We start from the raw sequence: 12,635 nt of genomic DNA on the forward strand, positions 1-12,635 counted from the left end.
TCCTACGATATCAACAGACATCGCTATCCAAAGACCAATAAGCCAAAGGAAATGAATTCAGATGAGTCCAGCCGATATCACCATCCCCCTGGCCCTTTTCGCCGGTGCATTATCGTTTTTCTCACCGTGCGTTCTACCCTTAGTACCGGTCTACCTCAGTTACCTGTCAGGCAGCTCACTGGAAGAGCAGAATGAGGAGGAGCGCGTTGGCCGCTGGCATGTATTCAGCCATGCCCTGTTTTTTGTTGGTGGATTCACCTTGATATTCGTACTGCTGTTCGGCCTGCCGGCGACACTGCTCGGTAACGCGCTGTACCACTATAACGATCTCATCGCCCAGGCTGGAGGTGTGTTGGTGATCATCTTCGGTGTTCATACCCTGGGATGGATCAACATCCCGTTTTTAAATATGACCAAACAACTACAGGCCGGGCATAACATGGCACCAGGCTACACCCGCTCGGGATTGATCGGTATGGCCTTCGGTGCAGGCTGGACACCCTGTATAGGGCCACTGCTGGGCACAGTGATGACCATGGCCGCTAGTCAACCCTCACAAGGGGTGCTCTATACGCTGATCTACGCCTCGGGCCTGGCACTGCCCTTCCTGATAACAGCGCTGCTATTTTCACGTGCCACCGGGCAGTTGCGCCGCCTCAATCGGCACGCCCATATCGTGCAAAAAGTGAGCGGTGGCTTTTTGGTGGCGATTGGCCTGCTGTTGGTAAGCGGTCAGCTTGCTTCGCTCAATACGTTCTTTATTCAGTTCACGCCTGATTGGTTGGTGGAACATTTGTAATGGGGCACTGCCGTTAATCAACATGATTAACATTTGATTCGCCTTTCACATGCTTCACGACATTGATCACTGCCTCAATGGAGATATTTTCAGGTGCCCCTTCCATCAGGATATGGATTGTCTTGGGCAGCAGCCTTCCCATCACAAAATCAAGAATAGTAGCCCGATAAGTGCCCTTCCAGGGCGCGTTACTAACCGTTTTTTCCCGATTTCATGCAGCTAACATAGACGACACGATAACAACACTGATGAGCGTCTATTTCACTTTATGTTGCCAACCTTCTTCTCAATACTTGATGGGTATTTTATAGGAAATGCATCACATTTTCTGAACGCGGACATTGTAGTGCCCCCAGCAATCTTCCCACCCCTGAAGCCCATGACAACAAGGGCGACTCATTTAGATGGGACTTTCCCATCAACGTACCATTAGGGGGCATGAAACTATGAAACTCGATTTTGACTTCTCTGACATCAATCTGCAGTACCTGTTACGTACGCGTGACCTCGCCAGGCAAGATCCCGAGGTCGTCGCCACGTTACAGGGTATATCCGTCGAAATGGCTCATATACTGACTCAAACGACACCTGAAGAACTGACCCATATCACTCGAATCAAGCCGCCGCTGCTTGTGCCACGTCAGGAAGCCTGGTGGTGGGAGCGGATTCTGAATGCGATTCGTAGCGGCCAACCCGGTGAGATTGACGCCATCGTTGAACATGTTTTTCTGATCACATCATCAAAACCTGGAGGTGACGTGTCATGAAATCCATGAATTACGTCACCCCCTTTGTTTTGTGCACACCGCCTTGCGGTTCCGATAAAGATTGCGCCCGTTGCGAGATCAAACCCTGTGCCGATGCAACCAGGATTCATGACGCGGTACGCCTGATTCAGGCCGGCGCCCGTGCAACACTGGTCTGCCAGCTCACGGACCTGCCGAAGAAGCTGGTTAAACGCATATACATCATGCTGCAGGGACATCCGTCGCCACGGGGCCAGATGCCTTTTACCGATGCCTGGTACCTCGAAAATGATTTACGCATGTTGCATGCAACCCTTGTCTGGCAGTTGCACAACCGAATCGCAAGAAAGAATCGCAGCGAGGCCAGAATCGTTCTGGATGTATATGCGGTGTACCAGTGTATCGTTGACAAACCACAGCTTGATCTGACCCGGGCGGTATTCGTGCTGAGCCTGATGGCGATGGACTTGTGGCAACAACGGCACTGCCAATATTGCGGCAACGCCTTTCTGGCTCCTGCAGATGAAAAGCACGATATCGCCTGTCCGGGATGCAGACTTTATCACCGCTACCGGTGTTATCGCTGCGGTAACGCATTCGACGCACACGCCATGGGTCGGCCGCGAACGGTGTGCAGCCACTGCATGGATAGCAAGGTGTCCAACGCCAACAGTTCAAAACGAGGACGCCGATGAGTGTCCTGTGGCGTTCTCCATGACCCTGAAAGTCACCATCACCAGCACCAAGGGAGGTGTCGGCAAGACGACATTGACGGCCAATCTGGGCGGCATACTCGCCGATCTGGGGCAACGCGTTTTGCTCGTCGATGCCGACGTACAACCCACACTATCAAGCTTTTACCCACTGGATACGTTGGCGACAAGGGGCCTCTCCGGCTTGATCACCGAGGCTACAGCGATTGATGTCGTCAGCCATTCGGCGATTTCCAACCTCGACCTGATTGTCTCCGACGACCCGGAAGGGGCATTACAGAACTGGATACTGCATACGCCAGACGGCCGGGTGCGATTGAAGCACCTCCTGACATCGTTCGACGGGGCGTATGACATCATCCTGATCGATACTCAGGGCGCGGTTGGGCCGTTACAAGATGCCGCAGTGCTGGCGGCCGACCTGTTGCTATCGCCTATCCCGCCGGAAATTCTCTCGGCGCGCGAATTCACCCGTGGCACCCTGGGTATGTTGGATCGACTGCAACCCATGACCTACCTCGGTGCACCCGTCGGTCCTTTATATGGCTTGATATACCGGATGGACCGCACCATCGACGCACAACGTATCGTGCGGGAGCTGCGCCGAGAGTCCGGTCCCAGCCATGGGCAAATACGGATTCTGGAGACGGTCATCCCGGCCACCGTGGCCTATCGTGAGTCGGCCACTGCCCAGACGCCGGTTCACCGCTGGGAGGCCAAACGCACCGGCCCTACGCCCAGCGCCAGGGAAACCATGCTGAATCTGGTGCGGGAACTCTTTCCCCACCTAGGTGATGTGGATCTGCCATGAGTTCGAAACACCGTCCTTCAGATGAGAAACTCGGACAGCTATTGAAGGCGCCGCACTTCGGCAAAGGTGGCGAGTTGCCTCGCGCCGACCCCGTCGCGCCCACACCTATGTTGCTGACACTCGCGCAAATCCGTCCCTACGACCGAAACCCGCGCCGCGAACGCAATCCGCGCTATGACGAGATCAAGGATTCAATTCGTGCCCAAGGCGGATTGAACAATCCGCTGACGGTGACTCGCCGTCCCGGTGCAGAACACTACATGGTGGAATCGGGCGGTAATACGCGCCTTGGCATCCTCAACGAGCTGCACAAGGAAACCGGCGACGAAACGTTTTTCCGTATTCATGTGTTGTTCCGGCCGTGGCAATCGGAAACCCACGTCCTGGCCGCCCATCTCATCGAGAACGAGAAACGCGGCGACATGCTCTTCATCGACAAGGCACTGGCGGTGCGGGATCTGAAGACGATGTTCGAGTCGGAAGACGGCACGCAGTATTCCTTCCGTCAACTGACCCAACGCCTTAGAGATACCGGCTATGCCGTCGATTTGAACCTGCTGTCACGGATGGATTATGCGGTGGATGTTTTACTGCCGCTCATCCCGGAGGCGTTACGCGCCGGCATGGGAAGACCGCAGATCGCGCGTATCCGGCAGATCGAAAAGGCCTTCCAGTCTTATTGGACCCAAACCGCGAACCAGGACGAAGCCGCCTTCGGCGATCTGTTTCACGACTGCCTTGCCGAGCACAATCGCCCCGAATGGGACAACGAAGCCCTACGTATCTCACTGGAAGAGCGGCTGGCCGATGTGTTGGATATCCCGGTCAGGTCCATGCGACTGGACATCGATGCACTGCTGCATGGGAGGAAGATGGAGGATTCATCTCCCTCTATCCAGCCACAACAATCTGTCAACGCAAACGAAACCGACGAGCAGACCAACGTACCTACGGATATTCAGCCTGCTAAGCGGATCGATACATCGGCACCTGCAGAATCACCACCGACACCAGAGGCGACAAACGAAGCAACCAAGGTGGCGAATTCGTCTGGCCCCGTTCAAGCGAGCCCAGAGAAAACAAAAGTACCGGATCGACAACAAGCCGCAAGCATCGAAAATGCGGAACCTGCCGATACCGCCCCGCTCGACATCGAGCAGGCCCGCCGTAACACTTATGAAGTTGCCTATGACCTGGCATCTCACTACCAGATGGAACAGTGTGTGCGGCAATCCCCTGACTGGGGTTTAGGTTTTCTTGTCGACCTGCCCGATGAACCACTCATCCCCGATGACGCAAGTACACTCGATGCCAAACAACAGTGGGAAATGATGTTGCGTCAGTGGGTCTGGTGGATGCTCTATGTCTGCTCGGAAGAGACTGCGCAGGCCGAACGAATCCCCAATCTTCCCGAGTCAATGGCGATCCGGGATCTGTGTCTCAAGAGCGATCAGCAGGAACTCATGCGCATGCTCGGCCAACCCGCCTGGGTGTCGATTGCCTGCCAGCTCTTCGCTGACCCACTGTTTCCTGACGCGCACTTCCACTCACTCATGGCGCTGATTCGCCAGTGCCGGCAGTTGCGATCACAGATCGGTTGTGAAAACGAAGATACGCTCTGGCTGCAAAGGAGTGAACATGCCCCCTCATGACTCTCTGCTCGCCTATCACGTCATGCTGTACGCCATCCAGGCGCTGTCGGAAGGCGATCTCAAGGCGATCAAGGATCTTGATTTCACCGTTGATGAAATCCGCCAGCTCTCCCAGCTCCCGGTCAAGGCCATCAAACACCTGGCGCGTATGAGCAGCCACTTTCTGGAGATCAAAACCGACCATAGCTGCTTCAGCAAAATCATGGTCCACCTGCGCCATGAGTTGGCCAATGACGCACTGCAGGACGAGTTGCTGCGCCTGGAGGCACCGATCACCATGATGAACACCCTCTTCGGCATGTCCACCACCGAATACATCCAGCGGCAGAAACTGTTGGGTATCCCCGGCTGCGGTGCGGGCCGGCCACCGCTCCCGTCCGACGAGGAGCAAGTCGCCATATGGGAAAGCTGGGTCAAAACGGAGGGCTTGCCCCTGCCAGAACGCTATCAGCATGTGGGCCAGGAGACAGGACAACCACTGCGTGCGCTCTGGTCTTTGATCCAGTCCTGGGAAAGCGCCCGTGACAATAATCGTATCAGACCACGATGCAGTCGCGTTTAAGGAAAGCCGTAGACGGAGAAACCCGTGACGGATGAACAGGAAACAGTCGCGCCCGTTTCTCCCCAAACCCAGGCGTTATCCCTCTATATTCAGAATGCCATTCAGCAACTGCGCAATAGCGCGCCGCACTCCACAGACCGGCGCGACGAGGACCAGCAAAGCAGCCTGATCTTCTTCGGTAACTGGCAGGACCCCTACCCGCGTCTTTTGGTAACCGATCCAATACTCGAACCCGTGGACAAGGTGGTCTGGCAGATCATACGCACCCATATCACGACGCCCGGCGCCGTCACCGCCTTCCCGAATTACGGTGCGATCCGCGCCGGCGCCAATGTCAAATCCAACCACACCGTGTCGCGTGCCATTACCATCCTGCGGGCTACGCGTTGGCTGTCACTCTGCGAGCGTGTCAGGGACACACAGGGGCGTTTCCTCGGCAATATCTACGCCCTGCATGACGAGCCGGTCACGCTGGGCGATGCCATGTATCTCGATAGTGACTATATCGAATTTTTGCGTAACAGCCAGAATCACAAACATCTCAGGGTAGGCCGTGTCGCGCGCAGCGTATTGGCCACGATTCAGGACATGATCGACGTGGGTAAAGATGCCATCGGAGAACGTGTCCAGACCTGGACTTATGAGCGGCGGATCGGACTATTTGCCCGGGAGCGGAAAGACACACCGGTATTACAGCTTGCCAAACACAACCCCTTTTATGCCCTGTCCGATCCGCATATCGCGGCTCTCAATGAACAAAATCCGGATACAGGTACCTCTTTACCCGATGCACGCATGGGTGACGAGACCGAATACACCCAAGTGCAAAAAACGCACATGGTTGAAAACGATGAACACAACCGTGTGCAGAATCTGCACCTGGACGCAAATATTGCCTCACCCCCCCGGCAAAATACGCACACGGATGTATGTAGTAGTAGTAGTAATAATATAAATACAACTACTACAAACAAACATCTGTCGCGCGCGTGCGCGAGGCTGCCCGAGTTCCTCCACTTCCCGCCCCGGATTTCTGACAACGAGAGAAATCTGGCCATGATGTACCTCACAGCCATCGACGATTCGCTGCAGCAGGACGTGCTCGACGAATGGCATGGCCGCCTGAGCACGGGCACCAAACGTGGAACACCCATCGAGAATCCCATCGGCTATCTGGCCGTCCTGTGTCAACGGGCGAAGACCGGGGAGTTTCAGTTGACCATTGGTCTGCGGATACGCGAAGCGAGAGAACGGGAGCAGGAGCATAAACGGCGGATGAAGGAGTTGGACAAACGCAATGACGAGAAGACCCTCGCGTTGTTGCAAAAGCACTCGGGAAGCGCCGCGAATCGAATGTCACAACGTCTCGAGGAAATCCGAAGCGGGCAAAAAAAACAGGAATCGGAATCATGAATAACACTTCCCACGGGTGTTGGCAGTGCCAACACCTGAAGGTGGCGCCGGAACCGGCCCGTACTGTTGGCAGTGCCAACACCGAGAAGGCGGGCGATATCCACGTCGGTCCCGGACGGGACTGAACAACCTATGAAACCAAGCAGGAGGAATAACCATGAACGATGAACTAGCTGATACCCGTAGCAAACCGCGAGCACTGCCGGACAATGCCGATCCGGTGGTCGACTACACCACGGCTGCGTCACGCCCTGGTTTACTACGTGGCAGCGCCAGCCTTGACATACAGACACGCCAGGCGCAACGCCTGGTCTACGGCCGGCGGCATACAGAGAGCAAGGAGCACATCATCGGGCTGGTTCGATTTGGCATGAATATGAAACGCATCTGGTCATCCGCCGGCCGTGATGACCCCTACGCGGACTGGACCCTGCTGCAGGTCGAGGAATCGTTGAACAGTACGCGGGATTATATCAACACCCTGCGCCAGGAAACGGAATCACTGTTGAAGACGGCGGCCATCGGTGTACAGATCAATATCGCGCACTCGCTGCAACCGGTGCGTGTGCCCCTTCAGTTCGCCAACGCCTTCGGCTATATGGGCGCCTACTTGATCGCGGATTTCGATCAACTGGTCTGCGCTATTCTTACCGGCCGGCATGTGGGACTGATACAACGCGGCAACAGCGACAAGGCGTTACACAACTGCGCACGTCGGGTACGACACGCCTTTGCGCTGTCTGGCCTGTGGAAATTCACGCTGGTGACCCGCGCCGATATGCGCAATAGAACGCCCATCGCGCTGAAAGCCAGGGAGGCAATGGCCATCATGGGTGAACTGCCGCAGGAGGTTCTGGACGGTAACCAGCGGGCACGGATCGCACCGGAGATCAACAGCGCCGATTCTCCATTGCCTGATGTGGCCGAAGACCCTGAAATAGATAATCCGGATGATCAGGAAAGTAGCTAATGCAGTTCGATGCTAAAGGGCCTTTTCCTTTACCTTTTAAGGGTAAGGGAGGTCGGGTGGATTGGCGGCTACGATCACTTCGACAGCGGTTGGATTATACGCGTGCCATGCGCGACGAGATCGGACAGTGCATGCTCGCTTTGATCGACCAATTCCAGCAAACGTTTCGCCCGCCCCGGCCTGCCCATTTGACCCTGCACAAAACCGGCAGCAGCCAATATGTCCGCTGGCGTCTGCGAGGCAGCCGCTTGGTCAAGCAACAATATTTCGAGCTGTCGGCTAACGAGGTGGGAATGAATCTCCTGAGCTCGCTGTCGCCTCCGGCACGCGAAGTGTATCTCGAATTCGAGCAGGAGCGGCTGAAACTCAATCTGCTGTATGGCATGCAACATTACGAAGTCAGGAGTCTGCAACGCTACCTGGACACCGTGCATAAGCTGGATGAGCTGAAGCGTGGAGTCTGAGTTTTTATCGCGCCAGCTTTATCGCCCTGATTTTATCATTGAGCCAAAACCGATTTTTCGTTGGCCAGGCGCGGTCATCCGGGTAATGTGAAATCCCGAGATTATCAACCCACTACGACGAGGACAATATTATGGCGAACACATTCATTGGCGCAGGCAATCTGGGTGCCGATCCTGTATTGACATCACCGGTCGGTGAAGACCAGCGACAAGTCGCCGACCTGCGCGTCTATTTCGACAAGCCCGTTAAAAACCCGGAGACCGGTGAATACGAGGACAAGGGTGGCTTCTGGTTGGACGTGTCCGCCTGGGATCGGCTTGCGGATGACGCCATGCGCACATTGAAGAAAGGCGCACGCGTCAGGGTGGAAGGTTCATTGAAACACAACGTTTGGACCGATGAAAAAAGCGGTGAAGAGAAATCCAAATTCGTGTTGTATGCGGATGATATCTCCCTCATCCTGGCCCGCGTCGAGTCCGTGCAAAGGCGGCAGAAATGATCGACAAAAGTATCCGAGGACAGCCCATGAATAGAACCGATCTGGCCAGCGCAATCTCGAGCAATCTGGACATTGCGGAGACAGAGGCATTGAAATTCATCGATTCATTCGAACAGATCATTCGCACTACCCTGTCGGAAGGCGGTGAGGTCTCCTTGATCGGCTTCGGCCGTTTTCATCGGAAAAAACACCGGGCACGCATCGGGCGCAATCCGCACACCGGCGAAACCATAGCATTACCGGCTCGTTACGTTCCCGCGTTCTCCCCCGGCAAGACACTCAAAGAAACACTCAAGCAGACAGTGTAAGTTCGACGTGCAACTCTATCTCTGTGAAAAACCTTCCCAGGCCCGCGACATCGCTCGTGTGTTAGGTGTGAGCAGGAAAGGTGACGGCTGTCTGCAAGGCAGCGATACCACCGTCACCTGGTGCTTCGGTCACCTGTTGGAGATGCTTGCCCCCGATGGCTACGACCCCGCCTATAAACGCTGGCAGTTCGAGACCTTGCCGATCATTCCTGGGCAGTGGAAATTGGAGGTCAGGAAGGAGGCGCGCAAGCAATACAATATCATTCGGCAATTGTTGAAGAAGGCCTCCAGTGTGGTGATCGCCACCGACGCCGACCGGGAGGGTGAAACCATCGCCCGTGAAATGTTGCAGCTTTGCCAATGGCGCGGCCCGGTAACCCGGCTATGGCTCTCGGCGCTGGATGACGCCAGTATCCGTAAGGCGCTCGCCAATGTACTCCCCGGTTCCAGGACCGAAGCGCTCTATCATGCCGGACTGGGCCGTGCCCGAGCCGATTGGCTGGTGGGCATGAACCTCACCCGCGCCTATACCCTCATCGGCCGCCAGGGTGGTCATGACGGCGTGCTCTCCGTAGGACGGGTACAGACCCCGGCACTCAATCTGGTGGTCGAGCGGGACCTGGCCATCGAGGCTTTCACACCGAGCCCCTATTACGAGATCCACGGAACGTTCCAGGCACAGGCAGGCCAGTTCACGGCCAGGTGGCTACCACCCGCGGAACTGACGGATTCCGAGGGCCGCTGCACCAATCTTACGGCGGCCCGCACGCTGGCGCAAAAGATCGAGGGTCAGCAGGGCAAGATTACCAAGGCGGAAACCACCCGCGAGAAAGAAGCGGCGCCCTTACCCTTCGATCTATCTACGCTACAGCAAGAAACATCGAAACGCTGGGGTATGGGTGCGCAGGAGGTGCTGGATACCGCCCAGGCCCTGTACGAAACCCATAAGGCGTTGACCTATCCACGCACCGACTGTCCCTACCTGCCGGACTCGCAACGGGCCGATGCAACACAGGTGCTGTCCACGTTGAAACAATCCGATCCGGTCTATGCGCCTTTGGTTGACGGCGCTGATGCCGGCCTGTGTTCCAGGGCATGGAACGACAAGAAGATCACCGCCCACCACGCCATCATCCCGACCACGACCTCCGCCGATGTGACCAAGATGTCACAGCGGGAACGGCGGCTCTACGATCTGGTCAGCCGCCGCTATATCGCCCAGTTCTACCCGGCATACGAGTACGACAAGACCGTGATTGAGGTCATCGCCTGCAACAACACCTTTCGCGTTTCCGGCAACGTGCCCCGAGTCGACGGTTGGCGAAGCGTTTTGGGCCAGGCAAGGACTGACAGCCCGGATGACAATGCCGACCTGCCGGCGGTGTCCACGGGTGAGGTGACACAGGTGCTTAGCGACCGTCTCGATACCAGGCAGACCAAACCACCTCCTCGCTACACCGAAGGCTCGTTAATCGCCGCGATGAAATCCATCGGCAAGCAGATCAGTGATCCTAAACTCAAGAAGGTGCTGCGCGATACTTCCGGAATCGGGACGGAAGCCACACGTGCCGGCATTATCGAAACACTGCTGCAGAGGTGCTTTTTAACAAAGGCCAAGAAAGACCTGATCAGCACGCCAACAGGCCGTGCCTTGATCGCCATGATGCCGGCACAGATCAAGGACCCAGCCACTACGGCTCTGTGGGAGCAAGGACTGGATGATATCGCTCAAGGGCGTGGCAACCTCCCGGCGTTTATCGCCGGTCAGGCCAAGTGGATCGAGGAGATCCTGCGCCAGGTTAAACAACAGTCCGCATCGGGTGCCACTCGTTCAGCCGGGTTCGGCGACGACGATCCAGCACAACATCCGTGTCCGCAATGCGCCAAACCGTTGCGGCGGCGCAAAGGCAAGAACGGCTGGTTTTGGGGTTGTACAGCTTATCCGGATTGCAAGAGCACGTTGCCGGACAATCGAGGAAAACCAGGACAAGCCAACAAGCACTCCGCAACACGTGAAACACACGGTGGTCCGCCCTCGAAGATCGGCGACGCCTGCCCGCAATGCCGATCCGGCAAGCTGGTGCAACGTTCCGTAAAAACCGGCAAGAATGCCGGTAGACCCTTTATTGGCTGTACTGCCTACCCAAAGTGCGACTATTTTGCGCGGACGTATGAATAATAATATCAATAAGTTACACTATTCTGACCACAACAGGGCCGGTCATGTGAAACAGCAGGTGGACATCGCCTCGCGAAAAGTCTAATATTGATTAAATTAATCAATTTAATCAATACGAGGTGCGCTATGGAAATACTCAACGCCAGTGATGCCAAACGCGAATTCGGTGAAGTCCTCATTAAAGCACAGCATGGTCCCGTCGGGATCAACAGGAATGGCAAACCCGTTGCCGTGGTGATCTCGGCAGCGGAATTTGCTCAGCTCGAAGCGCTGAAAGAGGAACACCTGAGAGAGGCAATCCAGGAAGGTATCGCCGACCTGCAAGCCGGAAAGGTCACGGATGGCAAAGCTGTCATGGACAAATTGCGGAAACGGATAAGTGGCTGACTATAAATTCACAGAAAAAGCCGAACGCGATCTTGAAGACATCATCGACTATACCTTCCAACAGTGGGGAGCAACGCAGACCCATACCTATCTCGATGGCCTGGAAGCGCGTGGACAACTACTTGCCGACAATCCCGACCTGGGAACCAAACGGGAAAACCTATCTGAAGAGCTTCTCAGCTTTCCCTATGAAAGCCATATACTGTACTACATGAGACAGCCCCACGGTATCACGATTGTGCGGGTGCTTCATCAAAGCATGGATCCAGTAAAACACCTCTAATCCTTCCAGCCCACAATCCCATCCACGGTATAACGATTTATCAGCAGCATGGTCTGATAATTTTTTCATTGAATAATCTATTTATCGTTGTCACCTGACAATGATTGGCCGATAGTCCAAGACACTGACGACTGTTATCGGTCAATTATTTTTTCACCCCTCGCTACTTGGGCTAAGTAGCACCTTTGCTGATTGATATCAGCGCCTTTAGCACTTTTCCGGATCGTGTGACAAGTGCATCGGTCAGGCCATCGCGCCAGCGCCGTCGATCCATCTTCATCAACCCATCGGGGAAATCTGTTCCCCCTGTGGGGTTCGGTGTTTCCCTTTCATAAACTCATAGGAGAAACATCATGTCAGATAACATAGACATCAATAACCCAGGTCTCGATAATTCAGACCACAATAACCAGGAGACTAAATACTTCGATCTCCATGCGACAGGTATCGGCTATCTCAACCGAGTCCGGGAAGTACCGGTCAAACGCTCTCAACCGTTTCTTGCTGTCGATATTTCCGCCCTCCATGGCGACAGTGAGGATATCCAGTACACGCGCTTCGACTGTCGTGTATCCGGTTCAGACGCAAAGACCATCATTGAACAGTTGATGTCCGTCATCAATGACGATGAAAACAAGGTACTTGTCGGCTTCAAACTGGGCGATCTCTACGCGGACACCTTTACCTACAAGTCCGGTGACAAAGCGGGCCAAACCGGTGTCTCGTTGAAAGCGCGTTTGCTGCGCATCGACTGGGTCAAGGTAAACGGCAAGCCGTTCGACATCGAGCTGCGCACAGCCGTCTGATCGACCTTCACTCCCTTACAGGACCATTTCCTGTGGAACTAC

At 55.3% G+C, this 12,635-nt stretch carries 15 protein-coding genes; all 15 read left to right on the forward strand.

Going from position 1 to position 12,635, the window contains the following annotated elements; all coding sequences use genetic code 11:
• Positions 1–61 precede the first annotated feature (61 nt).
• The 15 genes from Tel_11340 to Tel_11410 all read left to right on the forward strand — a co-directional run bounded on the left by Tel_11340 (position 62) and on the right by Tel_11410 (position 12,593).
• The gene (locus tag Tel_11340; protein ALP53682.1) at positions 62–799 is read left to right on the forward strand and encodes a hypothetical protein; all 738 of its coding nucleotides are present in this window, start codon (positions 62–64) and stop codon (positions 797–799) included.
• 446 nt (positions 800–1,245) lie between these two features.
• Positions 1,246–1,566, forward strand: a complete 321-nt coding sequence (locus tag Tel_11345) for a hypothetical protein (GenBank protein ID ALP53683.1) — start codon at positions 1,246–1,248, stop codon at positions 1,564–1,566.
• Positions 1,563–2,240, forward strand: coding sequence for a hypothetical protein (locus Tel_11350; protein ID ALP53684.1), 678 nt, complete (start codon positions 1,563–1,565; stop codon positions 2,238–2,240). The genes Tel_11345 and Tel_11350 overlap by 4 nt, the downstream gene beginning before the upstream one ends.
• A 19-nt stretch (positions 2,241–2,259) precedes the next feature.
• A complete protein-coding gene (locus Tel_11355) occupies positions 2,260–3,069 on the forward strand; it encodes a chromosome partitioning protein (GenBank protein ALP54842.1) in 810 nt (269 codons plus the stop codon).
• Complete coding sequence (locus Tel_11360; GenBank protein ALP53685.1) at positions 3,066–4,721, forward strand: hypothetical protein; 1,656 nt, start codon at positions 3,066–3,068, stop codon at positions 4,719–4,721. Before Tel_11355 ends, Tel_11360 begins: the two co-directional genes overlap by 4 nt.
• Positions 4,708–5,283, forward strand: a complete 576-nt coding sequence (locus tag Tel_11365; protein ID ALP53686.1) for a hypothetical protein — start codon at positions 4,708–4,710, stop codon at positions 5,281–5,283. Before Tel_11360 ends, Tel_11365 begins: the two co-directional genes overlap by 14 nt.
• Positions 5,284–5,307: 24 nt before the next feature.
• Entirely contained in the window at positions 5,308–6,696 is a 1,389-nt protein-coding gene (locus Tel_11370; GenBank protein ALP53687.1) for a hypothetical protein, read from the forward strand.
• A 157-nt stretch (positions 6,697–6,853) separates the two neighbouring features.
• Positions 6,854–7,666: a hypothetical protein gene (locus Tel_11375; protein ID ALP53688.1), complete on the forward strand. Its 813-nt coding sequence runs from the start codon at positions 6,854–6,856 to the stop codon at positions 7,664–7,666.
• Between the two features lie 89 nt (positions 7,667–7,755).
• Positions 7,756–8,130 carry a hypothetical protein gene (locus Tel_11380; GenBank protein ALP53689.1) on the forward strand — a complete coding sequence of 125 codons (375 nt, stop codon included), beginning with the start codon at positions 7,756–7,758 and terminating at the stop codon, positions 8,128–8,130.
• 131 nt (positions 8,131–8,261) lie between these two features.
• The gene (locus Tel_11385; protein ALP53690.1) at positions 8,262–8,630 is read left to right on the forward strand and encodes a hypothetical protein; all 369 of its coding nucleotides are present in this window, start codon (positions 8,262–8,264) and stop codon (positions 8,628–8,630) included.
• On the forward strand, positions 8,627–8,938 hold the full coding sequence (locus Tel_11390) for a hypothetical protein (protein ID ALP53691.1): 312 nt from the start codon (positions 8,627–8,629) through the stop codon (positions 8,936–8,938). The genes Tel_11385 and Tel_11390 overlap by 4 nt, the downstream gene beginning before the upstream one ends.
• A 7-nt stretch (positions 8,939–8,945) precedes the next feature.
• The gene (locus Tel_11395; protein ID ALP53692.1) at positions 8,946–11,117 is read left to right on the forward strand and encodes a DNA topoisomerase III; all 2,172 of its coding nucleotides are present in this window, start codon (positions 8,946–8,948) and stop codon (positions 11,115–11,117) included.
• A 126-nt stretch (positions 11,118–11,243) separates the two neighbouring features.
• Positions 11,244–11,504 carry an antitoxin gene (locus Tel_11400; protein ID ALP53693.1) on the forward strand — a complete coding sequence of 87 codons (261 nt, stop codon included), beginning with the start codon at positions 11,244–11,246 and terminating at the stop codon, positions 11,502–11,504.
• On the forward strand, positions 11,497–11,787 hold the full coding sequence (locus Tel_11405) for a hypothetical protein (GenBank protein ALP53694.1): 291 nt from the start codon (positions 11,497–11,499) through the stop codon (positions 11,785–11,787). Before Tel_11400 ends, Tel_11405 begins: the two co-directional genes overlap by 8 nt.
• Before the next feature lie 353 nt (positions 11,788–12,140).
• Positions 12,141–12,593, forward strand: coding sequence for a hypothetical protein (locus tag Tel_11410; protein ID ALP53695.1), 453 nt, complete (start codon positions 12,141–12,143; stop codon positions 12,591–12,593).
• The last annotated feature ends 42 nt before the right edge of the window (positions 12,594–12,635 follow it).

Source organism: Candidatus Tenderia electrophaga (assembly GCA_001447805.1).
GTDB classification, from domain to species: Bacteria; Pseudomonadota; Gammaproteobacteria; order Tenderiales; family Tenderiaceae; genus Tenderia; species Tenderia electrophaga.